Source organism: Leclercia sp. TB492 (assembly GCF_049974505.2).
Taxonomy (GTDB): Bacteria; Pseudomonadota; Gammaproteobacteria; order Enterobacterales; family Enterobacteriaceae; genus Enterobacter; species Enterobacter adecarboxylatus_C.
Map to the genome: position 1 here is coordinate 4711236 of NZ_CM127572.1, position 23445 is coordinate 4734680.

The window sequence follows — 23445 nt, forward strand, 5'->3', positions numbered from 1 at the left end:
AAGCCTCTATTCGGAATCTAAAACTATGTGTGGAATTGTTGGCGCAGTCGCGCAGCGTGATATTGCTGAAATCCTTCTCGAAGGGTTACGTCGTCTGGAATACCGTGGTTATGACTCTGCCGGTCTGGCAGTGGTCGATGCAGAAGGGCACATGACCCGTCTGCGCCGCCTCGGTAAAGTAAACATGCTGGCCCAGGCTGCGGAAGAAACTCCGCTGCACGGTGGCACAGGCATTGCCCATACCCGTTGGGCGACCCACGGTGAACCTTCTGAAGGCAACGCGCACCCGCATGTCTCTGAACACATTGTGGTGGTGCATAACGGCATCATCGAAAACCACGAGCCGCTGCGTGAAGTACTCACTGAGCGCGGTTATACCTTCGTGTCTGAAACCGACACCGAAGTGATTGCTCACCTGGTTCACTGGGAGCTGGAGCAGGGCGGTACGCTGCGTGAAGCCGTACTGCGTGCGATCCCCCAGCTGCGCGGTGCCTACGGCACCGTGATCCTGGACAGCCGTGACCCGTCCACCCTGCTGGCCGCTCGCTCGGGCAGCCCTATGGTAATTGGCCTGGGGATGGGCGAAAACTTCATCGCCTCCGATCAGCTGGCGCTGCTGCCGGTCACCCGTCGCTTTATCTTCATGGAAGAGGGCGATATTGCGGAAGTGACCCGTCGCGATGTGAAAATCTTTGATAAAACTGGCGAGCCGGTGAAGCGTCAGGATATCGAATCTAATCTACAGTATGACGCCGGCGATAAAGGCGCTTACCGTCACTACATGCAGAAAGAGATCTACGAGCAGCCAAACGCCATCAAAAACACCCTGACCGGGCGCATCAGCCACGGCGAAGTGGATTTGAATGAGCTGGGGGCTAACGCCAACGAGATGCTGGCTAACGTCGAGCATATTCAGATCGTGGCCTGCGGTACCTCCTACAATTCCGGTATGGTCTCCCGCTACTGGTTTGAAGCCCTGGCCGGTGTGCCGTGCGACGTGGAAATCGCCTCTGAATTCCGCTATCGCAAATCGGCCGTACGCCGTAACAGCCTGATGATCACCCTGTCGCAGTCCGGCGAAACCGCCGACACCCTGGCGGCGCTGCGTCTGTCAAAAGAGCTGGGTTACCTCGGTTCGCTGGCGATCTGTAACGTGCCGGGCTCATCTCTGGTACGTGAATCCGATCTGGCGCTGATGACCAAAGCCGGCACCGAAATCGGCGTGGCCTCCACCAAAGCGTTCACCACCCAGCTGACGGTCCTGCTGATGCTGGTGGCGAAACTGGCTCGTCTGAAAGGCCAGGATGCCTCTGTTGAGCATGACATCGTACACGGCCTGCAGGCGCTGCCGAGCCGTATTGAGCAGATGCTCTCTCAGGACAAACGCATTGAAGCGCTGGCGGAAGCCTTCTCCGACAAGCATCACGCCCTGTTCCTCGGTCGTGGCGATCAGTACCCGATCGCGCTGGAAGGTGCCCTGAAGCTCAAAGAGATCTCCTACATCCACGCGGAAGCCTATGCCGCAGGCGAGCTGAAACATGGCCCGCTGGCGCTGATCGACGCGGATATGCCGGTGATCGTGGTGGCACCTAACAACGAACTGCTGGAAAAACTGAAATCCAACATCGAAGAGGTCCGCGCCCGTGGCGGCGTGCTGTTTGTCTTCGCCGATAAAGATGCCGGTTTCGTCAGCAGCGACAACATGCACATCATCGAGATGCCGCATGTGGAAGAGGTGATTGCGCCAATCTTCTATACCGTACCGCTGCAGCTGCTGGCGTATCACGTCGCGCTGATTAAAGGTACCGACGTTGACCAGCCGCGTAACCTGGCGAAGTCCGTTACCGTAGAGTAATCCCTTCAGGCTCCACCTTCGGGTGGAGCTTTTTTATCCGCGTTTTTTAATGACAAACTGTCATCTTCAGCTAACTTTTTCAGTGTCACAGAAAGAAAATTTTTCTGAAATCTTAATGTCATAATGATATTCAACCTGCTGATATTTAATCTTTATTTTAACTTTCCCAAAGCGAAATTCTCGCTGTCATAAAACTGTCATAATTCGTACATTTATCTGTCACCTCTTTGTCCTATTTTGCTCATCGTAGCCACTAAACAACGATTTACGAAAATCTTGCAGGAGACATTATGAAAGTTATGCGTACCACTGTCGCAACTGTTGTCGCCGCGACCTTATCGATGAGCGCGTTCTCTGTATTCGCAGAGGCAAGCCTGACTGGCGCTGGTGCAACCTTCCCTGCGCCGGTGTATGCCAAATGGGCTGATACCTACCAGAAAGAAACTGGTAACAAGGTCAACTACCAGGGTATCGGCTCCTCCGGTGGCGTTAAACAAATTACCGCGAATACCGTTGATTTCGGCGCATCTGACGCTCCGCTGTCTGATGAAAAACTGACGCAGGAAGGCCTGTTCCAGTTCCCGACCGTTATCGGTGGTGTTGTGCTGGCCGTGAATATCCCTGGCCTGAAGTCCGGCGAGCTGGTGCTGGATGGCAAAACCCTGGGTGATATCTACCTCGGCAAAATCAAAAAATGGGATGACGAAGCCATCACCAAACTGAACCCGGGTGTGAAACTGCCTTCGCAGAACATCGCTGTGGTTCGTCGCGCTGACGGTTCCGGTACCTCCTTCGTCTTCACCAGCTACCTGGCGAAAGTGAACGAAGAGTGGAAATCGAAAGTCGGTTCCGGCTCTACCGTTAACTGGCCAACCGGTCTGGGCGGGAAAGGTAACGACGGTATCGCTGCCTTCGTACAGCGTCTGCCTGGCTCAATCGGCTATGTAGAATATGCTTACGCGAAGCAGAACAACCTGGCGTACACCAAGCTGGTTTCTGCTGACGGTAAACCAGTAAGCCCGACTGAAGAGAACTTTGCTAACGCGGCTAAAGGCGCTGACTGGAGCAAATCTTTCGCTCAGGACCTGACTAACCAGAAAGGCGAAGGCGCGTGGCCAATCACCTCCACTACCTTCATCCTGGTTCACAAAGAGCAGAAGAAACCAGAGCAGGGTACTGAAGTGCTGAAGTTCTTCGACTGGGCATACAAAAACGGCAACAAACAGGCGAACGATCTGGATTACGCCAGCCTGCCGGACAGCGTGGTTGAGCAGATTCGTGCTGCATGGAAAACCAACGTGAAAGACAGCAGCGGTAAAGCGCTGTACTAACAGGATATTTTTGACGAAGATGGCGGGTGGCGCTGGCGCTAACCCGCCCTACGGCGCCACCTGTAGGCCCGGTAAGCGTCAGCGCCACCGGGCATATTCGTAAGACGTCTCAAACAGAAGAGTAATTTATGGCTGCAACCAAGCCTGCATTTAACCCTCCGGGTAAAAAAGGTGACATGATTTTCAGCGCGCTGGTAAGACTGGCTGCGCTGATTGTGCTATTGCTGCTGGGCGGCATCATCGTGTCTCTGATTTTCTCCTCATGGCCGAGCATCCAGAAATTTGGTTTCTCCTTCCTGTGGACCAAAGAGTGGGATGCCCCGAACGATATCTACGGTGCGCTGGTGCCGATCTACGGCACGCTGGTGACCTCGTTTATCGCCCTGCTGATTGCCGTGCCGGTGAGCTTTGGTATCGCCCTGTTCCTGACTGAACTGGCGCCGAACTGGCTGAAGCGTCCGCTGGGTATCGCCATCGAGCTGCTGGCGGCGATCCCGAGTATCGTTTACGGCATGTGGGGCCTGTTTATCTTTGCGCCGCTGTTCGCGACTTACTTCCAGGAGCCGGTGGGCAACGTCCTCTCCGCCATCCCGTTTGTGGGCGCCCTTTTCTCCGGTCCGGCATTCGGTATCGGGATCCTGGCCGCAGGCGTCATCCTTGCCATCATGATTATTCCTTACATCGCGGCGGTGATGCGCGATGTCTTCGAACAAACCCCGGTGATGATGAAAGAGTCGGCCTACGGCATCGGCTGCACCACCTGGGAAGTTATCTGGCGTATCGTTCTGCCGTTCACCAAAAATGGGGTAATTGGCGGCGTCATGCTGGGTCTGGGCCGCGCGCTGGGTGAAACCATGGCCGTGACCTTTATCATCGGTAACACCTACCAGCTCGACAGCGCCTCGCTCTATATGCCGGGCAACAGCATCACCTCGGCGCTGGCTAACGAATTCGCTGAAGCGGAATCGGGCCTGCACGTTGCCGCGCTGATGGAACTGGGCTTAATTCTGTTTGTTATCACCTTCATCGTTCTGGCGATCTCTAAAGTGATGATCATGCGCCTGGCGAAAAATGAGGGGGCACGCTAATGGCAACGCTCGAAATGCAAAACACCGTGGAGCTGGCGGAATCTCGCCGCAAAATGCAGGCGAAGCGCCGCATGAAGAACCGCCTCGCGTTGACGCTCTCGATGGCGACGATGGCATTCGGTTTGTTCTGGCTGGTCTGGATCCTGTTCTCCACGGTAACGCGCGGTATCGACGGCATGTCGCTGGCGCTGTTCACCGAGATGACCCCGCCACCCAATACCGCTGGCGGCGGGCTGGCAAACGCCCTGGCGGGCAGCGGCCTGCTGATCCTGTGGGCGACCGTGTTCGGTACACCGCTCGGCATCATGGCGGGGATCTATCTGGCGGAGTACGGCCGTAAATCCTGGATTGCGGAAGTGATCCGCTTCATCAACGACATTCTGCTTTCTGCCCCGTCGATTGTGGTCGGTCTGTTCGTCTACACCATCGTGGTGGCGCAGATGGAGCACTTCTCCGGCTGGGCCGGGGTGATTGCGCTGGCGCTGCTGCAGGTGCCTATCGTCATCCGTACCACCGAGAACATGCTGAAACTGGTACCGGACAGCCTGCGTGAAGCGGCCTACGCGCTGGGTACGCCGAAGTGGAAGATGATCTCTGCCATTACCCTGAAGGCGTCCATCTCCGGGATCCTGACCGGCGTACTGTTGGCCGTGGCCCGTATTGCCGGTGAAACCGCGCCGCTGCTCTTTACCGCGCTCTCCAACCAGTTCTGGAGCACGGACATGATGCAGCCGATCGCCAACCTGCCGGTGACCATCTTTAAATTTGCGATGAGCCCGTTTGCCGAATGGCAGTCGCTGGCCTGGGCCGGGGTCCTGATTATTACCCTGTGCGTACTGTTACTGAACATTCTGGCGCGCGTTATTTTCGCGAAGAAGAAACACGGTTAATTATTGACGGCGTGGCACTCTGCGGCGCCGGATGAGGAAATGAGTCAATGAGTATGGTCGATACTGCCCCGGGTAAACTTGCGGTTCGTGATCTGAACTTCTACTACGGCAAGTTCCATGCCCTGAAAAACATCAACCTGGATATTGCCAAAAACCAGGTTACGGCATTCATCGGTCCGTCGGGCTGCGGGAAATCCACGCTGCTGCGTACCTTTAACAAAATGTATTCGCTCTATCCTGAGCAGCGCGCTGAAGGCGAGATCCTGCTGGACGGCGACAACATTCTGACCAATACCCAGGACATCGCCCTGCTGCGTGCGAAAGTGGGCATGGTGTTCCAGAAACCGACGCCGTTCCCGATGTCCATCTATGACAACATCGCCTTTGGCGTGCGCCTGTTTGAGAAGCTCTCCCGCGCCGATATGGACGAGCGCGTGCAGTGGGCCTTGACCAAGGCCGCATTATGGAACGAAACCAAAGATAAACTTCACCAGAGCGGATACTCTCTCTCCGGTGGTCAGCAGCAGCGTCTGTGCATTGCGCGTGGTATCGCCATTCGCCCGGAAGTGTTATTGCTGGATGAGCCGTGCTCAGCGCTGGATCCGATCTCTACCGGCCGTATCGAAGAGCTGATCACCGAATTAAAACAGGATTACACCGTGGTGATCGTCACCCACAACATGCAGCAGGCTGCGCGTTGTTCTGACCACACGGCGTTTATGTACCTGGGCGAGTTGATTGAGTTCAGTAACACGGACGATCTGTTCACCAAACCCGCCAAAAAACAAACCGAAGATTATATTACTGGCCGCTACGGTTGATTTGGAGTTAACCATGGACAACCTCAATCTTAATAAACACATTTCCGGCCAGTTCAATGCAGAGCTGGAAAGCATCCGCACCCAGGTGATGACCATGGGTGGAATGGTCGAGCAGCAGCTGTCTGACGCGATCACCGCAATGCACAACCAGGACAGCGAGCTGGCGAAGCGCGTGGTGGAAGGCGACAAACACGTCAACATGATGGAAGTGGCGATCGACGAAGCCTGCGTGCGCATCATCGCCAAGCGTCAGCCGACGGCGAGCGACCTGCGTCTGGTCATGGCGATCATCAAAACCATCGCCGAGCTGGAACGTATTGGCGACGTGGCGGACAAAATCTGCCGCACCGCGCTGGAGAAGTTCTCCCAGCAGCACCAGCCGCTGCTGGTGAGCCTGGAGTCGCTGGGTCGCCACACCGTGCAGATGCTGCACGACGTGCTGGATGCTTTTGCGCGTATGGATCTGGATGAAGCGGTGCGTATTTACCGTGAAGACAAGAAGGTCGACCAGGAGTACGAAGGCATTGTACGTCAGCTGATGACCTACATGATGGAAGATACTCGCACCATCCCAAGCGTCCTGACCGCCCTGTTCTGCGCCCGCTCTATCGAGCGTATCGGTGACCGCTGCCAGAACATTTGCGAATATATCTTCTACTTCGTGAAAGGACAGGATTTCCGTCACGTCGGCGGGGATGAACTGGACAAAATGCTCGCCGGAAAAGATCCGAAAGAGTAATTTCTCCCCTAACGCCAGCTTTGCTGGCGTTATATTTAAATATCAAAATATTTCCTCTACGAATAACTCTGTTCCTCCCCACGTAATAACATTGCCGTCAGTCACATTTCAAACTTTTCCCGGTTGTTTTCTTTTCTCTTCTAACCTAAAACATCCCGATATTAACGCGAGCCACTGAAATACGTTAATGCGCTAATAACGTTATTAAGCAAAAATGGATTGTTACCGCTATTAAGCGGGCAAAACCTGAAAGTGATTATCTCCTGGCGGAGGCTAATCGCTTTCAGGTTTTTTTATTTTAAAAGATAAATTAACAGGGACTAATATTATGTTCAGGAGAACCCTTATTACCTCGGCCATTTTAATGATGGCACCTCTCGGTCAGGCCGTGTCTGCGCCATTAACGGTGGAGCAGCGCCTCGAATTACTGGAAAAGGCGCTAAAAGAGACTCAGGCAGAGCTTCAGCAGTATAAAGATAAGGAGATCGTTAAAACGCAGACCGCCAGCCCGGCGAAAAAACCCGACGCCGTACTGGTCAAAACAGAGGATGCCCATACCGAGGCGGTTTATTCCTCCATCACCATGAAAGACTTCAGTAAATTTGTGAAAGATGAAATTGGCTTTAGCTATAACGGCTATTTCCGCTCCGGCTGGGGCACCGCATCGCATGGTTCGCCAAAATCCTGGGCCATTGGCTCCCTGGGGCGCTTCGGTAATGAATATTCGGGCTGGTTCGATTTGCAGCTTAAGCAGCGGGTCTATAACGAAGGCAATAAACGCGTCGATGCCATTGTGATGCTGGATGGCAACGTCGGCCAACAGTACTCCACCGGCTGGTTTGGCGATAACGCGGGCGGCGAAAACTATCTGCAATTTTCCGATATGTACGTGACTACCCAGGGGTTCCTGCCGTTTGCCCCGGAGGCCGATTTCTGGGTCGGGAAGCACGGTGCACCGAAGATCGAAATCCAGATGCTGGACTGGAAAACCCAACGAACGGATGCCGCAGCGGGCGTAGGGCTGGAAAACTGGAAAGTGGGACCCGGCAAGGTGGATATTGCGCTGGTGCGGGAAGACGTGGATGACTACGATCGCGAGCTCAAAAACAAGCAGCAGTTGAACACCAACACCATCGACCTGCGTTATAAAGAACTGCCGCTATGGGATAAAGCCTCGCTGATGGTCAGCGGGCGCTATGTCGCGGCCAATCAAAGCTCAGGCGAGAAGTATAACCAGGATAATAACGGCTATTATCCGTGGAAAGACACCTGGATGGTCGGCACCACCTTAACGCAAAAACTGGATAGTGGCGGATTCAATGAGTATTCCGTGCTGGTGGCGAATAACTCCATCGCCAGCAGCTTCTCGCGCTATGCCGGTTCCAGCCCTTTTACCACCTCCAACGGCAGATATTATGGCGACCATACCAACGGGACGGCGGTGCGCGTGACCTCGCAGGGCGAGATGTATCTACGGGATGACGTCATCATGGCCAGCGCGCTGGTCTACTCCTTCGGCAATGACGTTTACAGCTATGAAACCGGGGCCCATTCCGATTTCGAGTCCATTCGCACCGTTGTGCGTCCGGCGTATATCTGGGATCAATATAATCAGTCAGGCGTTGAGCTGGGTTATTTCAAACAGCAAAACACCGACCTGACCGGCAAGAAATATTATGAATCAGGCTATAAAACCACACTGTTCCATACTTTCAAAGTGAATACCAGTATGTTGACCTCCCGCCCGGAACTGCGTTTTTATGGCACTTATATTAAAGCCGAAGAGACGGAATTAGATAATTTCACCTTCGAAGACCAAAAAAAGGATCAGTTTGCCATTGGCGCGCAGGCTGAAATCTGGTGGTAACTGGATCGCATAAAGGACAATATTAATGAAAAGAATGAAAACAGCTTTATCCGTTATTACGCTCTGTCTTGCACTTGGCCCATCGGCTTTCGCGGCAAATCTTCCCGCTGCTCCGGATCCCGCTTATCCGCTGAGCCAGTATGTCACCCAGGTAAATGCCGATAATACGGTGACGTATCGCTACTTCGCCCCGGCGGCGAAAAGCGTATCGGTGGTGGTGGGGATCCCGACCCCGGAAAACATTCATCCGATGACCAAAGACGCTTCGGGTATCTGGAGCTGGCGAGGGCCGGTGATGCAGCCCAATCTGTATGAATATTTCTTCAACGTTGATGGTGTACGCAGTATTGATACCGGCACGGCAATGACCAAACCACAACGTCAGGTGAACACCAGCATGGTGCTGGTGCCGGGCAGTATTCTGGACGTTAACCCGGTCCCGCACGGCGATCTTATTACCCTGACCTATCATTCGGCGGCGCTAAAGTCGGAGCGTCAGCTGTTCGTCTGGACGCCGCCGGGCTACAGCGGACAGGGGAAACCGCTGCCGGTACTCTACTTCTATCACGGCTTTGGTGATACGGGACGTTCGGCTATCGATCAGGGGCGCATCGCGCAGATTATGGATAACCTGCTCGCGACCGGAAAGATTGCCCCGATGCTGGTGGTGGTGCCGGATACCGAAACCGACGCCGCCGGCATTGTGCCTGAAACCTTCGTGCCGAACGAGCGACGCAAAGCCTTCTATCCATTAAATGCCCAGGCTGCCGATCGGGAGCTGATGAACGACATCATACCGCTCATAAGCCAGCGGTTTAATGTGCGTGATGATGCCGAAGGGCGTGCACTGGCGGGGTTGTCCCAGGGTGGCTATCAGGCGCTGGTCTCAGGGATGAACCATCTTGAACGCTTTGGCTGGCTGGCCACCTTTAGCGGCGTCACTACCACCAGCGTACCGGATGCGGGCGTCAGCGCGCGGCTCAACGATCCGCAGGCCATCAATAAGCAGCTACGCAATTTCACCGTTGTGGTAGGTGAAAAAGATGCCGTGACGGGCAAGGATATCGCCGGGCTGAAGCAGGAGCTTGAGAAACGCCAGATTAAGTTCGACTATCACGAATATCCGGGTCTGAATCATGAGATGGATGTCTGGCGACCGGCCTATGCGGACTTCGTCCAGAAACTGTTTAAATAGCAAAAAGCCGTAAAGCGAGTCGCTTTACGGCTTATCAGGCTTAGCGGGTGATATTCCAGCCGCGCGCTTTCCACAGTTCCGGCAGCTGGGCCAGGTCGGTAAAGGTCGTCACCTTCGGATGGTCCAGCGGTGGGTTGTGCGGATCGGCGCAGAAGTAGAATACCTCCATGCCTGCGGCGATCCCCGCCTGCGCACCCGCGCTGGAGTCGTCCACCAGAATGCAGTTCTCCACGTTGACGTTCATCGCTTTCGCGGCATGGAACATCATGGCCGGATCGGGTTTCCAGCGCTGGATATCGTAGCCGCTGTACAGTTTTTCCGGGAAATGGTGCAGCATCTGCAGTTTGCCAAGAGAGTGCTGCATTTTGCTCACCGGGCCGTTAGAGACCACACACATCGGCACCGCCATCGAATCCAGCAGGGTGCTGGCACCATTGATCGCTTCCAGTTCGGAGTCGAAGAGGCGTGCGACCTCGGCGCGGTAAACAGGCTCCAGATCCGCTTTCGCGAGGCTGACGCCGTGTTCGGCGTTAATGATGTCGATGATTTCGTAGAGCTTCACGCCCTTAAAGCGTTTAAACGTCTCTTCGAGATCGAGCGTGATACCAAATTCCTGGAACATGGTGACATACGCCCGGGAACAGATGACCTCACTGTCGACCAGCGTACCGTCGCAGTCGAAAAATACTGCATCAATCTGAGACATGCATTTCCCTTTCTTAACAAGTTTAACGTTTACGTGCTGCATAACGTTGAGACGCAATCGTTGCCGTATAAGCAAATTCAATGAAAAAAAGTGCCTCTCAACCGCCCCTATTGTCGCATTTTGGTATAGGATAGCGACGAATTTTCCCTCCTTGTTCGGAAATAGATGATGAGTCAACAACACACTACCCAGTCTTCTGGCACGGGTTTGCTTGAGCGCGTGTTTAAACTGCGCGAACACGGCACGACGGCACGCACCGAAGTGATCGCCGGTTTCACCACCTTCCTGACGATGGTCTATATCGTTTTTGTGAACCCGCAAATTCTGGGCGTTGCTGGCATGGATACCAGTGCCGTCTTCGTTACTACCTGCCTTATCGCCGCCTTCGGCAGCATCCTGATGGGGCTGTTCGCTAACCTGCCGGTTGCGCTGGCACCGGCGATGGGTCTGAACGCCTTCTTCGCCTTTGTGGTGGTCCAGGCGATGGGCCTGCCGTGGCAGGTGGGGATGGGCGCTATCTTCTGGGGTGCCGTCGGTCTGCTGATCCTGACCATTTTCCGCGTGCGTTACTGGATGATTGCCAATATCCCGGTCAGCCTGCGCGTGGGCATCACCAGCGGTATCGGCCTGTTCATCGGCATGATGGGGCTGAAAAACGCCGGTGTGATCGTGGCAAACCCGGAAACTCTGGTCAGCATCGGTAAACTGACTTCCCACAGCGTGCTGCTGGGCGTGCTGGGCTTCTTCATCATCGCGATTCTGGCCTCCCGCAACATCCACGCGGCGGTGCTGGTCTCCATTATCGTTACTACCCTGCTGGGCTGGATGCTGGGCGACGTGCACTACAGCGGCATCGTCTCTGCGCCGCCGAGCGTGACCACCGTGATTGGCCACGTCGATCTGGCGGGCTCGCTGAATCTGGGTCTGGCCGGGGTGATCTTCTCCTTTATGCTGGTGAACCTGTTTGACTCCTCCGGGACGCTGATTGGCGTGACCGACAAAGCCGGTCTGGCGGATGAGAAGGGCAAATTCCCGCGCATGAAGCAGGCGCTGTTCGTGGACAGTATCTCTTCCGTCACTGGCTCCTTTATCGGGACCTCGTCGGTGACCGCCTATATCGAATCCTCTTCCGGGGTGTCGGTCGGTGGCCGTACCGGTCTGACCGCGGTAGTGGTTGGCCTGCTGTTCCTGCTGGTGATCTTCCTTTCACCGCTGGCGGGCATGGTACCGCCTTATGCCGCCGCCGGTGCGCTGATCTACGTGGGCGTGCTGATGACCTCCAGCCTGTCGCGCGTGAAGTGGGACGACCTGACCGAAGCGGTTCCGGCGTTTATTACCGCGGTGATGATGCCGTTCAGCTTCTCTATTACCGAAGGGATTGCGCTGGGCTTTATCTCTTACTGCGTGATGAAGGCGGGCACCGGACGCTGGCGTGAAATCAGCCCATGCGTGATGGTCGTTGCGCTGCTGTTCGTGCTGAAGATTGCGTTTATTGATGCCTGATAAACAGAAAGCCCCCTCCCTGTGGGAGGGGGTCGGACTGCTTACGCTTTAACCCGCTGAATATACTTCCCAAACGCGCTCAGCTGACCGGTCAGATGGTCCAGGGTGCTCTGATCAATCACTTCACCCGTCTGCGGGTCGACCTTGTTCTGAATCACGCCGCCCATAAATTCCGGCTTGTTCAACACCATCGCATCCAGGAACACCAGGATCTGGCGCAGATGATACTGACAGCGTGCGCCACCAATCGCGCCCATGGAGCTGGTCTGGATCAGCACCGGTTTACCCGCCAGCGGCTGTTCCGGCAGACGGGAGAGCCAGTCAATGGCGTTCTTCAGGCCACCCGGCACGGAATAGTTATATTCCGGAGTGACAATCACCACGCCGTCCGCTTCGCGGATCTGCGCTGCCAGCGCTTCTACCGCAGCCGGGAACCCCTCTTCCTGCTGCACATCCGCGTCGTACAGCGGAATATCGCCGATCGACGGCAGGGCGGTAATGTCCATGCCCTCGGGCGCCAGCTTCGGCAGCGTGCGGGCAACCATCCCGTTAAATGAACCTTTGCGCAGGCTTCCCAGTAACGTAACAACCTTTAACGTATCAGACATCACTACTCCTTCTTGAAAGGTCAGGTGAGAATAATCGCTTTTTCCGCCGGTAGACTGGTCAGGCGCATCAGGCGCGCGGCCGGTTCGTTCGCACGGGCGGGGACGTCCGGCAGACTCTGCCATCCGAGGCGGCTGTCGAACTCCCAAATTTTTAGCCGTTCAATGGCCGGAGTGACGGCGATAGACCAGATCAGAACATCTTCAGCGTCGCTTAAGGCTTCTACCTGTGCGGCTCTGGCGGCCCGTAGACGGCCGGAGCCCGGTAACAGTTGCAGCAGGCTGGCGCAGTCGCTGGCGTCGCCCGACAGCTTACGGATGCTCTGACGCAGAGTAATCAGCTGCGCTCTGGCTTCATGGGGGTCGTTCTGGTTGCGCACCCATAAGTTCTCGTTGCTGGAGAGCGGGTAGGTGTCATGGGCGTGAGAGCCATCCGGGCTGCGGAGCGCCCGCTGCAGCTCCATATCCAGACCGCAATCGCCTTCTGTTGTCAGCGCCAGGCCCACGATATTGCCAGCGTAGGCAATGGAAAAGCGGGGAAGCTCCGGATCGGCGAACACAGGGCGACCCTCTGGTTCGGTAATCACCTTCGGCAGCTCGCTGGTGCCGTAAAGCATAAACAATAGTTCAGCGAGCAACATCCGGGAAGCCAGAAACCGTGTGCGGCGATGTTCAGGAAGCATCCGCGCTTCGTTTTGACAGTTTAAAGAGAGTCTGGTTGAAACCAGCCGCCCCTCGGTCAGCGTCCCTCTTGCAAAATGCGTAGCCATTTTTCGCTCCGTGATAATGGTCAGTCGTCAGGTTAAACGGTTACATGATTATCGCTTAACTCGCTTACTGTTTTAATGGCTAAATGGGAGTAAGGGAAGTTTTGCGGCGGAACTTTACATTTTCTTAGGCGAAAACAAGGCGTCTAACGCAATGGCGGGCCGTATAACGCCTTGATGGTCTCTCTCAGCCAGAGGATTTTGGGGTTGTGGCTGTTACGCTTATGCCAGATCAGGGTGAAAGGCACGGTGAGCTTCAGTGCCTGCGCCTCATCAATGGGGATCGGTAGGGTAACCAGCTGCCGCTGGTGGAGCTGATTGTAGTGATGGCAGTAGTGCGGGGCGGTGGCAATGTAGTTATGGCCCGGCTGCGCCGCCATAAACATCGATTGCTCAAAGCCGGGCAGGCTCATGGCGATATTACGCGTACGTCCCATCTCTCTCAGCACTTCATCCAGCGCCCAGGTGTCGCTACGCTCCCAGAAGATACTGATATGCGGATAGCGCAGGAAGGTTTCGAGGTTCCACTCCTCCTGTAGCGCAGGATGGTCTTCGCGCAGATAGACGCACGGGCGATCGCTGAACAAAATTTCGTAGTCAATAAACCACGGCATCAGCTTTAACAGCTCGCGGGAGCGGGGATGTGTTTCGCGCCCGGTAAAGCCGAGATCGACCTCCCCGCGGGTTATGGCGTCCAGCGAATCATAATCCCAGTGGCGCATCTTCACCGTGGCCTGCGGATAGCGCTGGTTCACCTGTGCCAGCAGGGCATTAAAGCGGATCAGCATCAGCGGGGTTTCCGCCGCCAGCTCAAACGTCAGGCCGCCGGGGGAGTCAGGGTGAAATTTATCGAGGATCTGGTTGCCTATCTGCATCCAGTCGGCCAGATCCTGTTCCAGACTCACCGTCAGCGGCGTCGGCAGCAGCCCCAGCGGAGTCTTCACAAACAGCGGATCGTCAAACCAGTCGCGCAGCTTCGCCAGCGATTTACTCACCGCGGAAGGGGTAACGTTCATCCGTTTCGCGGCCTTGGTGACGCTGCGTTCCTGCAGCAAAAGCTGCAGGCACAACAACAGGTTAAGATCGAGACTGCTGAGGGGCTTCTTCATGATGCGCTGCGGGCCGGATAAACAAAAGTAGGGTGATGCAGAGCATGCTACAGCCAATCAGCACCCCGATCAGCATATTCAGCGCATTGAGTCCCATTATGGCTGCCAGCCAAATCCATAGCGAAGAGCCGCAGACCTGGGCGATACCCAGCACCGAGCTGGCTACGCCTGCACGCAGCGAGAACGGGCCCAGCGCCTGACTCATCGCCACGCCAAAGCCGACGGAGAACCCGGCGCAAATCAGGGTAATACCGACAAGCATCATCGCCTGTGAACCGGCGGTCGCCAGAATCACACCTGCCGCCAGGAACAGCGCCTGGGAGGCCAGCATCAAGGTGCGCTGGCGGAAGATGTTCAGCGCAAACGGCGTCGAGAACGAGACCGCCATACTGACCAGCGCGGTTAAGGCCATCACCGTGGAATATTCTCCGCGATCGAAGCCCATGGTTTCCATCAGCAATACCGGGGAAACGTTTACATAGGTAAGGATCACCGCCACGCTCAGGGTGGTGACCAGCAACCGACTGATGAAGAAGCGGTTGAGCAGCTTCTCGTCAGGCGGGACAGACGCGCTATGCTCCCGGTTTTGCGCTCCGGGGTGGGTCTCTTTCAGTACCGCGATCGACAGGATAAAGACCAGCATCCCCATCGCCGCCATCGTCCAGAAAAGGCTCTGCCACGGAAACTGCAGCATAATCAGGTAACCCACCACCGGCGCCAGCACCGGGATAATGCAGGTGATGCCGTTCATCATGGAAAGCACTTTGGCGCGACGCTGGGTGCTTAAGGTATCGCGCAGGATGGCAAAAGCCACCACGTAGCAGCCGCCTGCGCCGACGCCCTGGATAAAGCGTCCGGTAAGGAATAGCGAACTCTCCTCTGCCATTGAACAGAGCACGGAGGCCAGTGCAAAAATCACCGCCCCGGTAATGGCGACCGGCTGCCGTCCGGCTTTATCGGCAATCTTTCCGGCAAACACCATTGATGACGCCATCCCCGCCAGGTAGGCCGAAAACGCGATATGCAGCTGCGCTTCGCTGGCATCCAGATCGCGGGCGATGTGTGGCAAACCCACCAGATACATATCAATGCCCGATGGATAAAGCAGCACCAGCGCAAAACTACAAAACAGAAAACGAGCCATAACACCCCCATAGAGTCAGGCAAGAAGCATAGGGGGAGAAAGGGAAGGTGGCGAGTTGCCATTTGGACAAAGGTGATTTCCTGTCAGGAAATCACCTTCTGATGAGCGGGTTTAGCCAAAGCGCGGTAAGAAATGGAAGGTATTCCCGAACCAGCAAACGATGACCACGACCCCGAACAGGATCACCAGCGAGGGGACAACCCTACCGCCCCAGACGGTGAAGGTCTTATTCGGGAATTTTTGTCTCGCTTTCAGCGCCAGGATTGCCGGGACAATCACCGCCCATATGGTGGCGCACAATCCCGCCCCGCCAATACCGTAGATAAACCCGTTCGGGAAGATCAGGTAGAGCAGGGTGGGCGGCAGGAAGGTCAGCATAATCGTTTTCAGGCGACCGGACGGTGAATTATCGAGTTTAAAGAGGTCGGCAAGATAATCGAACAGGCCTAAGGTGACCCCGAAGAACGAGCTGGCCACTGCTAAATTGGAGAAAACCAGTAAGCAAAATTCAATCACCCCATGCTGTCGGGTGCCGAGGAAGGATTTTACCAGCGAGTCAACATTGCCCCCGGACGAGATGATCTCATTGAAGCTGTCGCGTGTAATGTTCCCCATCGTGCAATAGAGCCAGAACAGGTAGATAAAAAGGGCCAGCAGCGAGCCATAGACAAGGCTTTTTATCAGTTTATCTTTTCGCTTGCCATAGCAGATGATCAGGCTGGGAATGTTGCCATGAAACCCAAACGATGCCAGACAGACGGGCAGGGCCATAAAGATATAGGGGAAGTAGGTGGTATTGCTGGCCGGCGTAACGTTGATGTCTCGTAAGATTGAATAATCGACCTGAAAGAAGAAGGAGCCGAACACAACGATAAAGGCGATGATCTTAATACCTAAAAACAGCGAGGTAATGCGGCTGGCCGCCAGTGAGCTGAACCACAGTACGCCTGCAACGAAGATTGCCGTACAGACACCCACTATCCGGGGATTAACATGGGTCCCCTGATTCATGGCAATGGTTTCACTGATGATGGCACCGTTTGCGGAGATATAAGCATACGTCAGGATATAAAGTACAAAGGCGACCGTGAAGCCGCTGAGGATATTCCATTTATTGCCAAGCAAATCTTTAGTGATGGTATTGAAACTGGAACCGACGGGATAGTTTAAATTTGCTTCTAACAATAATAGCCCGGAGTGAAGCATTGAAAACCAAGCGATAATTAAAATAAACGCGCCCCAAAAAAACCAGGCTCCCGCCAGATCCACGGGTAAAGCAAACATTCCCCCGCCAATAACGGTACCTGCTATAACCATGACACCCCAAACCGATGAGTGTTTAGTCTCTAATTCTAAAGCGTTATCCATGGTGCCCCCATCAATTATGGTAAGCCTGATGTTATTGAACTATTTATTTTGCGGGTGGCTAGAATCATTTAGCCACCCGGGGACAGAAGGTTAAACTTCTTTGAGTCTGGCAGTGAAGTGACGTAATACTTTAGGTTCGTAGGTAAAGGTTAATCCTTTAATATTCATCGCATTTTCTTTAACGTGCTTAAAGGCTTCGACGATAAAATCCATATGCGATTGCGTATAGGTGGCGCGCGGAATGGTTAAACGCAGCAGCTCTGCCGGGCAGGGTAACTGCTTACCGGTTTTCGGATCGCGGCCCAGTAAGAACGAGCCAATTTCCACTGCCCGAATACCGGCCACTTTGTATAACTCACAGGCCAGCGCCTGCGCCGGGAACTGCTCTGCAGGAATATGCGGCAAGAGCTTACCGGCATCCACAAAGGCCGCATGTCCGCCCGCCTGCTGGCAAACCACGCCGATGGCTTCCAGGCCGTCCACCAGGTACTGCACCTGATTAATACGGTATGCCAGCCAGTCCTGACCCATGCCGTCGTGCAGGCCTACCGCCAGACGCTCCATGGCGCCGCCTTCAAGACCGCCATAGGTCGGGAAGCCCTCCTGGACGACGCACAAGGTTCTGCACTCGGTATAGACGTCAAAATAGTCGTCATTCTTAATGCACAGCAGGCCGCCCATCGGCACCATGGCATCTTTTTTAGCCGACATGGCCAGCATATCCGCGTACTTGTACGTCTCCCGGGTAATTTCCGCGATAGTCCAGTCTTTATATTCCGCTTCACGTTTTTGAATGAAGTATGCATTTTCGGCGAAGCGCGCGGAATCCATCACCACCGGAATATCGTATTTTCTGGCAATCGCATACATCGCCTTCAGGTTTGCCAGCGACACCGGCTGCCCACCGGCGGAGTTGCTGGTAATGGTCGCGACAATATAAGGGACGTTGGCTGGACCCACTTCTTCGATGCCGTTTTCCAGACCCTGCAGGTCAAAGTTACCTTTAAAATCGTAACGGATGCCGGTATCAAAGGCTTCCTTGATATACACGTTGCGCACGGTGCAGCCATTTATCTGGCTATGTCCCTGGGTGGTATCAAAAAAGTAGTTAGAGAAGGCGACCATTTTCGAGCGGTCTAATCCCTTCTCCTGCTCGCGCTTTTTAATGAGCACCGGAATATAGATCTGCTCGGCGCCGCGCCCCTGATGGGTCGGGATAGTGTATTGATAACCGAAAATCTCTTTCACCGCATCGGACAGCGCATAATAGCTGCGGCTTCCGCTATAGGCTTCGTCACCGCGCAGCATGGCGGCCTGCATATTCTGTGTGACTGCGCCGGTGCCGCTGTCGGTCAGTAAATCAATAAAGACATCTTCGCTATCCAGCAGGAACGGGTTCATGCCGGATTTAATGATGGCGTTGTCGCGATGCTCCCTTGTGGTACGTTTAACCGGCTCAATAACTCTGATGCGAAATGGCTCTGGCAAATGTTTGAAGTTTTCCATTATATAATTCCTGTTTTTATCGCAGCGGTGCTGGTGGCTATTTTTAATAACCATTAATACAGGTATGCCCGGGCCCGCTATATCGCCACACGACCGGGAGAATATATCTCACGGATCGAGGCGTGCAGAGGCGCAATTGCAGCCATACGGGCGCAATAATTTCAGGCATACCGGATAAATAGAGTATTCGTCTATTCAGGTTGCATAGAGAATGAGAGGCGAAGGGAGATTACGGATGGTGATTGACAATTTTATTGTCAATATTGAACCACTTTGAAGTGATATATGTATTTAAGATAATCGTCATTGATTTATCCTCATTAGACACGCTACTACACTATTCGAATGAGAATATTTGTCTATGTGCAGAGATATTAATTGTGATTGTAATCACAGAGAATATAACAGATATATTTGGTATTTATTCAGGTAATATAGAAAAGGAAAAAGCCGCAATAACAGGGATGTTATGCGGCTTTTTAGCAGAGGGCTGAAACGGGTTTATTTCCCGATGCAGAAACTGGAGAAGATGCGTCCCAGCAGGTCATCCGAGGTAAACTCCCCGGTGATCTCGCTTAACGCCTGCTGCGCCAGACGCAGCTCTTCCGCCAGCAGTTCTCCAGCCCAGGCGCCGAGCAGCTGGGCTTTGCCCTGATCCAGATGCATCGCCGCCTGCTCCAGCGCCTGCAAATGGCGACGACGGGCCAGGAAACCGCCCTCCATGCTGGTATCAAAGCCCATACTCTGCTTGAGATGGTTACGCAGGTCATCCACGCCCTCGCCGGTACGCGCCGACAGGCGAATCAGTGAGTGACCATTCACATCGCTGATGCCCAGCGTTTCTCCGGTAACGTCCGCTTTGTTACGTACCACGGTGATCGGCAGTTTAGCCGGCAGGCGGGCGATAAAGTCCGGCCAGATCTCTGCCGGGTCAACGGCGTCGGTCGTTGTACCGTCTACCATAAACAGCACGCGGTCGGCCTGCTCGATCTCCTGCCAGGCGCGCTCGATACCGATGCGCTCAACTTCGTCGCTGGCATCGCGCAGCCCGGCGGTATCAATGATGTGCAGCGGCATACCGTCGATATGGATATGTTCCCGCAGCACGTCGCGGGTTGTACCGGCAATGTCGGTGACAATCGCCGCTTCACGGCCCGCCAGCGCGTTCAGCAGGCTCGATTTCCCGGCATTGGGACGCCCGGCAATCACCACCTTCATTCCTTCGCGTAGCAGGCTGCCCTGACGCGCTTCGGCGCGTACCGCATCGAGATCGTTCATCACGTCGTTAAGCTGGGCTTCGATTTTGCCATCGGAGAGGAAATCGATCTCCTCATCCGGGAAATCAATGGCCGCTTCCACGTAGATCCGCAGGTGAGTAAGTGCTTCCACAAGATGGTTTACGCGGGCAGAGAAGGCCCCCTGCAGCGAGTTCAGTGCCGAACGTGCAGCCTGTTCGGAACTGGCATCAATCAGGTCGGCAATCGCCTCGGCCTGGGCCAGATCGAGCTTATCGTTCAGGAAGGCGCGCTCGGAGAACTCGCCCGGCTTCGCAATACGCAGACCCGGCAGGGTCAGAATGCGTTTCAGCAGCAGGTCGAGGATCACCGGCCCGCCGTGGCCCTGCAGTTCGAGCACGTCTTCACCGGTAAAGGAATTCGGGCCCGGGAACCACAGCGCGATGCCCTGGTCCAGCGCCGTGCCGTCTTTATCTTTAAACGGCAGATAGTCGGCGTAGCGTGGCTTTGGCAGTTTCCCCAGCACCGCTTCTGCCACCTCGCGCGCCTTCAGGCCGGAGATACGCAGAATGCCCACACCACCGCGTCCCGGTGGGGTTGCCTGGGCGACGATAGTGTCGTTTTGGCTCATGGTTTGTCTCTTCTTAATGCAATAAAAAAGGCGGTCCATAGACCGCCCTTTAATTTATGTTCCGTTTGCCGGGTGGTGCTTCGCTTACCCGGCCTACTTAAAGTCAGGAATTTTTCTTCTCGCGGCTATGCAGGCCACGTTTTTCCAGACCACGGTAGATCAGCTGCTGCTGAAGGATGGTTACCAGGTTGCTGACGATATAGTACAGCACCAGACCTGACGGGAACCACAGGAAGAACACGGTGAAGATGACCGGCATAAAGGTCATGATCTTCTGCTGCATCGGGTCGGTCACGGTGGTTGGCGACATCTTCTGGATGAAGAACATCGTCACGCCCATCAGGATCGGCAGGATGTAGTACGGGTCCTGTGCGGACAGGTCATGGATCCACAGTGCGAACGGCGCATGGCGCAGCTCAACGGAGCCCATCAGCATGTAGTACAGCGCAAGGAAGATTGGCATCTGGATGAGCAGCGGGAAGCAGCCACCCAGTGGGTTCACTTTCTCGGCTTTGTACAGGGCCATCATCTCCTGGCTCTGACGCTGTTTGTCATCGCCCAGACGCTCACGCATAGCCTGAATCTTCGGCTGCAGCATACGCATCTTCGCCATGGAGGTGTACTGCGCTTTAGTCAGCGGGTACATGATGCCACGAACGATAAAGGTGATAACGATGATGGAGAAGCCCCAGTTGCCCAGGAAGCTATGGATCCACTTCAGCAGTTTGAACAGCGGCTGAGAGATGAACCACAACCAACCGTAGTCTACGGTCAGATCCAGGTGCGGTGCCACGGCAGCCATTTTATCCTGGATTTCCGGACCGACCCACAGGGTGCTGCCCAGCGTACCGGTTTGACCCGGCTGAATCAGAACCGGCTCAGACTTATAGCCGATAGCGGCAACGCCGTTCAGGTTGGCAGTGTAGAAGTTGTTGGAGCCAGCGTTGTTCGGCACCCATGCCGTCGCGAAATACTGTTGCAGCATCGCTACCCAACCGCCTTTTGAGCTGACGTTCAGGTTTTCGTTATCGGCGATGGTGTCGAATTTGTATTTCTCGTACTTGGTATCTGGCGTGGAGTACGCAGCGCCACGGAAGGTATGCAACGCGAAGTTGTTGCTTCCGGTGTCACGGTGCGACGGCAGATTGATGGTTTGCTTCAGCTGGCCAAAGGTGGAGAGTTCCAGCGGTTTCGCGCCGGTGTTCTGCACGTTATAGCCCACGTTCACCGCATACTCACCGCGTTTCAGGGTGAAGGTTTTGGTGAAGGTGTTGCCCGCAGCATCGGTGTAAGTCATCGGGATCGCGAGTTCATTCTGGCCATCAGCCAGCACAAACGCATCTTTATCGACGTTATACAGCGGACGTGCGCCGTTAGCCGGGTTATCCGGGCCATCACGACCGGTCAGGCCGCTCTGCGCCTGGTAGATAAACTGCGGCGTGGTTTCCAGTAACTGGAACGGCTCGTTAGAACCGAGCTCTTTCGGGTAAGTTACCAGTTGTGCCTGCTCAACATCACCACCACGGGTGTTGATAGTCAGCTCAAGCACATCGGTCTTAACCGTAATCAGTTTACCCTGGCCACTGGCCGGTACGCCCTGGTCGGCGGCGCTACCCGCTGCGGTGGTCGTTGTCTGCGTGACCTGCTGCTGAGGTTGAGGATTTTTATCCTGCTCCCAAGCCTGGAAGATCATGAAAGACACGAACAACAAAGCGATGATAAGAAGATTGCGTTGCGAATCCATCGTTAGTGTTCTCTGGTATCAAAAGGTCCTGGGGGGACGGGATCGTCTCCACCTGGGTGTAAAGGGTGGCATTTTAATACGCGTTTCACCGTCAACCAACTGCCTTTTATCATTCCAAACCTGCGCAATGCCTCAATTCCGTAGCTTGAGCAGGTCGGTGTGAAACGGCAGTGTGGCCCGAGTAGCGGACTAATCAGGCGTTGATAGACCCGGATAAGGCCGATCAGGACCCGTGAGCCAGGCGACAGTGGCGGCGCCATAATTTTTCCAACGCTTCCGAGAGAGCACGGTTATCGAGGTCGGCAACCCCTTTTTTAGCCACCACCACGAAATCCATAGAAGGCAGTTCATGTTGACGTAAACGGAAGCTTTCACGCGTCAGACGTTTAATCCGATTGCGTTCATGCGCACGCTTAACGTTTTTCTTGGCGACAGTGAGACCGATACGGGGATGCCCCAGCGAATTTTGGCGGCCGAGGATGGTAATTTGCGGCGTGCCAGCCCGTTGTGGCTGCTGGAAGACGAAAGTGAAATGAGTGGGAGTTAACAAACGTAACTCCCTGGGAAATGCTAGCTTAACCACGCAGGGGTTAGCTTAATTACTTGGAAACGGTCAGACGTGAACGGCTTTTAGCACGACGACGTGCCAGAACCTGACGACCATTTTTAGTAGCCATACGAGCACGGAAGCCGTGAGAACGGTTGCGCTTCAGTACAGACGGTTGAAAAGTGCGTTTCATGGCGATTTCTACCTAAACTTGAATAAATTCAATGACTTTTTATGGAGTCCGAACGAATAACGAACACTGGACGCCGAAGCCATGGGTGATTAAAGAGGCCGGATTGTAATAATTGTACACTCCGGAGTCAATTCTCTTTCCTTATTTCCCGCGTCTTTCCGCACGTTTTTAGCGTGCAAATTGAGCAGCATCAGACGCAGGTCTTCGAGTCCCACGCGCCGGGTGGGGAATTATACGGGCTCCAGGGCAAATCGCAAGGATCGTCCAGGATCTTCGTTAGATCATTTAAGCAAAAAATGGTCGTTACTCATTAATTTTTCCAATATGCGGCCTAAATCGTGGGGGCGGTTCATCAGGATCGTTTACACTTACCCCGTTTCGATCCTCCTGTGGATAAATCGGGAAGAAACTGTGAGAAACAGAAGATCTCTGGCGCAGTTTAGGCTATGATCCGCGGTCCCGATCGGATCCCAGGATCCTGGTCGGGCAAAAACCGCAAAGAGCGGTTCGCACGTCCCCCTTAAACGCCGGGTCTTTTCGACGTGTGTCTACAATCATGACTATTCAATAGCTTTCTTTTTATGTTCGAGTGGAGTCCGCC

At 54.7% G+C, this 23445-nt stretch carries 22 protein-coding genes; 9 read left to right on the forward strand and 13 right to left on the reverse strand.

The genetic code is table 11. The features are described 5' to 3' along the window. The first annotated feature begins 25 nt into the window (after positions 1–25). The 8 genes from glmS to ACP4QI_RS22395 all read left to right on the forward strand — a co-directional run bounded on the left by glmS (position 26) and on the right by ACP4QI_RS22395 (position 9786). Entirely contained in the window at positions 26–1855 is a 1830-nt protein-coding gene (gene glmS, locus ACP4QI_RS22360) for a glutamine--fructose-6-phosphate transaminase (isomerizing) (protein WP_142487645.1), read from the forward strand. A gap of 290 nt (positions 1856–2145) precedes the next feature. After that, positions 2146–3186, forward strand: coding sequence for a phosphate ABC transporter substrate-binding protein PstS (gene pstS / locus ACP4QI_RS22365; protein WP_142487646.1), 1041 nt, complete (start codon positions 2146–2148; stop codon positions 3184–3186). Positions 3187–3314: 128 nt separating this feature from the next. Beyond that, positions 3315–4274: a phosphate ABC transporter permease PstC gene (gene pstC / locus ACP4QI_RS22370; protein ID WP_142487647.1), complete on the forward strand. Its 960-nt coding sequence runs from the start codon at positions 3315–3317 to the stop codon at positions 4272–4274. Further along, positions 4274–5164: a phosphate ABC transporter permease PstA gene (pstA, locus tag ACP4QI_RS22375; protein ID WP_142487648.1), complete on the forward strand. Its 891-nt coding sequence runs from the start codon at positions 4274–4276 to the stop codon at positions 5162–5164. Before pstC ends, pstA begins: the two co-directional genes overlap by 1 nt. Positions 5165–5211: 47 nt before the next feature. Further along, complete coding sequence (pstB, locus tag ACP4QI_RS22380) at positions 5212–5985, forward strand: phosphate ABC transporter ATP-binding protein PstB (RefSeq protein ID WP_142487649.1); 774 nt, start codon at positions 5212–5214, stop codon at positions 5983–5985. Positions 5986–5998: 13 nt separating this feature from the next. Continuing rightward, positions 5999–6724 carry a phosphate signaling complex protein PhoU gene (gene phoU / locus ACP4QI_RS22385; protein WP_103177617.1) on the forward strand — a complete coding sequence of 242 codons (726 nt, stop codon included), beginning with the start codon at positions 5999–6001 and terminating at the stop codon, positions 6722–6724. A 328-nt stretch (positions 6725–7052) separates the two neighbouring features. Beyond that, a complete protein-coding gene (locus ACP4QI_RS22390) occupies positions 7053–8591 on the forward strand; it encodes a carbohydrate porin (protein WP_426495982.1) in 1539 nt (512 codons plus the stop codon). Between the two features lie 34 nt (positions 8592–8625). Further along, positions 8626–9786: an alpha/beta hydrolase-fold protein gene (locus ACP4QI_RS22395; RefSeq protein ID WP_426495987.1), complete on the forward strand. Its 1161-nt coding sequence runs from the start codon at positions 8626–8628 to the stop codon at positions 9784–9786. A 40-nt stretch (positions 9787–9826) separates the two neighbouring features. Here ACP4QI_RS22395 and yieH read toward each other — a convergent pair whose 3' ends face one another. After that, positions 9827–10492, reverse strand: coding sequence for a 6-phosphogluconate phosphatase (gene yieH, locus ACP4QI_RS22400; RefSeq protein ID WP_156265001.1), 666 nt, complete (start codon positions 10490–10492; stop codon positions 9827–9829). Positions 10493–10660: 168 nt separating this feature from the next. Between yieH and ACP4QI_RS22405 the strand changes: the two genes are divergently transcribed. After that, on the forward strand, positions 10661–11995 hold the full coding sequence (locus ACP4QI_RS22405) for an NCS2 family permease (protein ID WP_142487652.1): 1335 nt from the start codon (positions 10661–10663) through the stop codon (positions 11993–11995). Between the two features lie 41 nt (positions 11996–12036). Here ACP4QI_RS22405 and ACP4QI_RS22410 read toward each other — a convergent pair whose 3' ends face one another. The 12 genes from ACP4QI_RS22410 to rpmH all read right to left on the reverse strand — a co-directional run bounded on the left by ACP4QI_RS22410 (position 12037) and on the right by rpmH (position 22844). Continuing rightward, entirely contained in the window at positions 12037–12603 is a 567-nt protein-coding gene (locus tag ACP4QI_RS22410; RefSeq protein WP_142487653.1) for an NADPH-dependent FMN reductase, read from the reverse strand. Between the two features lie 20 nt (positions 12604–12623). Next, the gene (locus ACP4QI_RS22415) at positions 12624–13370 is read right to left on the reverse strand and encodes a 4'-phosphopantetheinyl transferase family protein (RefSeq protein ID WP_142487654.1); all 747 of its coding nucleotides are present in this window, start codon (positions 13368–13370) and stop codon (positions 12624–12626) included. A 143-nt stretch (positions 13371–13513) separates the two neighbouring features. Further along, on the reverse strand, positions 13514–14476 hold the full coding sequence (gene yidZ, locus ACP4QI_RS22420; RefSeq protein ID WP_285112506.1) for an HTH-type transcriptional regulator YidZ: 963 nt from the start codon (positions 14474–14476) through the stop codon (positions 13514–13516). Then, positions 14445–15620, reverse strand: a complete 1176-nt coding sequence (locus ACP4QI_RS22425; protein WP_426495981.1) for an MFS transporter — start codon at positions 15618–15620, stop codon at positions 14445–14447. Before ACP4QI_RS22425 ends, yidZ begins: the two co-directional genes overlap by 32 nt. A 111-nt stretch (positions 15621–15731) precedes the next feature. Then, positions 15732–16988: a low affinity tryptophan permease TnaB gene (gene tnaB, locus ACP4QI_RS22430; RefSeq protein WP_426495980.1), complete on the reverse strand. Its 1257-nt coding sequence runs from the start codon at positions 16986–16988 to the stop codon at positions 15732–15734. A gap of 90 nt (positions 16989–17078) precedes the next feature. Further along, complete coding sequence (gene tnaA / locus ACP4QI_RS22435; RefSeq protein WP_426495979.1) at positions 17079–18494, reverse strand: tryptophanase; 1416 nt, start codon at positions 18492–18494, stop codon at positions 17079–17081. A gap of 229 nt (positions 18495–18723) precedes the next feature. Continuing rightward, positions 18724–18801, reverse strand: coding sequence for a tryptophanase leader peptide (gene tnaC / locus ACP4QI_RS22440; RefSeq protein ID WP_138370951.1), 78 nt, complete (start codon positions 18799–18801; stop codon positions 18724–18726). A gap of 194 nt (positions 18802–18995) precedes the next feature. Further along, the gene (mnmE, locus tag ACP4QI_RS22445; protein ID WP_231313382.1) at positions 18996–20360 is read right to left on the reverse strand and encodes a tRNA uridine-5-carboxymethylaminomethyl(34) synthesis GTPase MnmE; all 1365 of its coding nucleotides are present in this window, start codon (positions 20358–20360) and stop codon (positions 18996–18998) included. Positions 20361–20463: 103 nt separating this feature from the next. Continuing rightward, on the reverse strand, positions 20464–22104 hold the full coding sequence (gene yidC / locus ACP4QI_RS22450) for a membrane protein insertase YidC (protein ID WP_231313381.1): 1641 nt from the start codon (positions 22102–22104) through the stop codon (positions 20464–20466). A gap of 2 nt (positions 22105–22106) precedes the next feature. Then, entirely contained in the window at positions 22107–22364 is a 258-nt protein-coding gene (yidD, locus tag ACP4QI_RS22455; RefSeq protein ID WP_132729115.1) for a membrane protein insertion efficiency factor YidD, read from the reverse strand. Beyond that, positions 22328–22687, reverse strand: coding sequence for a ribonuclease P protein component (gene rnpA, locus ACP4QI_RS22460; RefSeq protein WP_014072458.1), 360 nt, complete (start codon positions 22685–22687; stop codon positions 22328–22330). Before rnpA ends, yidD begins: the two co-directional genes overlap by 37 nt. Before the next feature lie 16 nt (positions 22688–22703). Beyond that, positions 22704–22844, reverse strand: coding sequence for a 50S ribosomal protein L34 (gene rpmH, locus ACP4QI_RS22465; protein WP_002220736.1), 141 nt, complete (start codon positions 22842–22844; stop codon positions 22704–22706). Positions 22845–23445 lie beyond the last annotated feature (601 nt).

Coding starts and splice junctions, on each gene's coding strand:
- glmS (WP_142487645.1), top strand. CDS start 26: ATGTGTGGAATTGTTGGCGCAGTCGCGCAGCGTGATATTGCTGAAATC.
- pstS (WP_142487646.1), top strand. CDS start 2,146: ATGAAAGTTATGCGTACCACTGTCGCAACTGTTGTCGCCGCGACCTTA.
- pstC (WP_142487647.1), top strand. CDS start 3,315: ATGGCTGCAACCAAGCCTGCATTTAACCCTCCGGGTAAAAAAGGTGAC.
- pstA (WP_142487648.1), top strand. CDS start 4,274: ATGGCAACGCTCGAAATGCAAAACACCGTGGAGCTGGCGGAATCTCGC.
- pstB (WP_142487649.1), top strand. CDS start 5,212: ATGAGTATGGTCGATACTGCCCCGGGTAAACTTGCGGTTCGTGATCTG.
- phoU (WP_103177617.1), top strand. CDS start 5,999: ATGGACAACCTCAATCTTAATAAACACATTTCCGGCCAGTTCAATGCA.
- ACP4QI_RS22390 (WP_426495982.1), top strand. CDS start 7,053: ATGTTCAGGAGAACCCTTATTACCTCGGCCATTTTAATGATGGCACCT.
- ACP4QI_RS22395 (WP_426495987.1), top strand. CDS start 8,626: ATGAAAACAGCTTTATCCGTTATTACGCTCTGTCTTGCACTTGGCCCA.
- yieH (WP_156265001.1), bottom strand. CDS start 10,492: ATGTCTCAGATTGATGCAGTATTTTTCGACTGCGACGGTACGCTGGTC.
- ACP4QI_RS22405 (WP_142487652.1), top strand. CDS start 10,661: ATGAGTCAACAACACACTACCCAGTCTTCTGGCACGGGTTTGCTTGAG.
- ACP4QI_RS22410 (WP_142487653.1), bottom strand. CDS start 12,603: ATGTCTGATACGTTAAAGGTTGTTACGTTACTGGGAAGCCTGCGCAAA.
- ACP4QI_RS22415 (WP_142487654.1), bottom strand. CDS start 13,370: ATGGCTACGCATTTTGCAAGAGGGACGCTGACCGAGGGGCGGCTGGTT.
- yidZ (WP_285112506.1), bottom strand. CDS start 14,476: ATGAAGAAGCCCCTCAGCAGTCTCGATCTTAACCTGTTGTTGTGCCTG.
- ACP4QI_RS22425 (WP_426495981.1), bottom strand. CDS start 15,620: ATGGCTCGTTTTCTGTTTTGTAGTTTTGCGCTGGTGCTGCTTTATCCA.
- tnaB (WP_426495980.1), bottom strand. CDS start 16,988: ATGGATAACGCTTTAGAATTAGAGACTAAACACTCATCGGTTTGGGGT.
- tnaA (WP_426495979.1), bottom strand. CDS start 18,494: ATGGAAAACTTCAAACATTTGCCAGAGCCATTTCGCATCAGAGTTATT.
- tnaC (WP_138370951.1), bottom strand. CDS start 18,801: ATGACGATTATCTTAAATACATATATCACTTCAAAGTGGTTCAATATT.
- mnmE (WP_231313382.1), bottom strand. CDS start 20,360: ATGAGCCAAAACGACACTATCGTCGCCCAGGCAACCCCACCGGGACGC.
- yidC (WP_231313381.1), bottom strand. CDS start 22,104: ATGGATTCGCAACGCAATCTTCTTATCATCGCTTTGTTGTTCGTGTCT.
- yidD (WP_132729115.1), bottom strand. CDS start 22,364: ATGGCGCCGCCACTGTCGCCTGGCTCACGGGTCCTGATCGGCCTTATC.
- rpmH (WP_002220736.1), bottom strand. CDS start 22,844: ATGAAACGCACTTTTCAACCGTCTGTACTGAAGCGCAACCGTTCTCAC.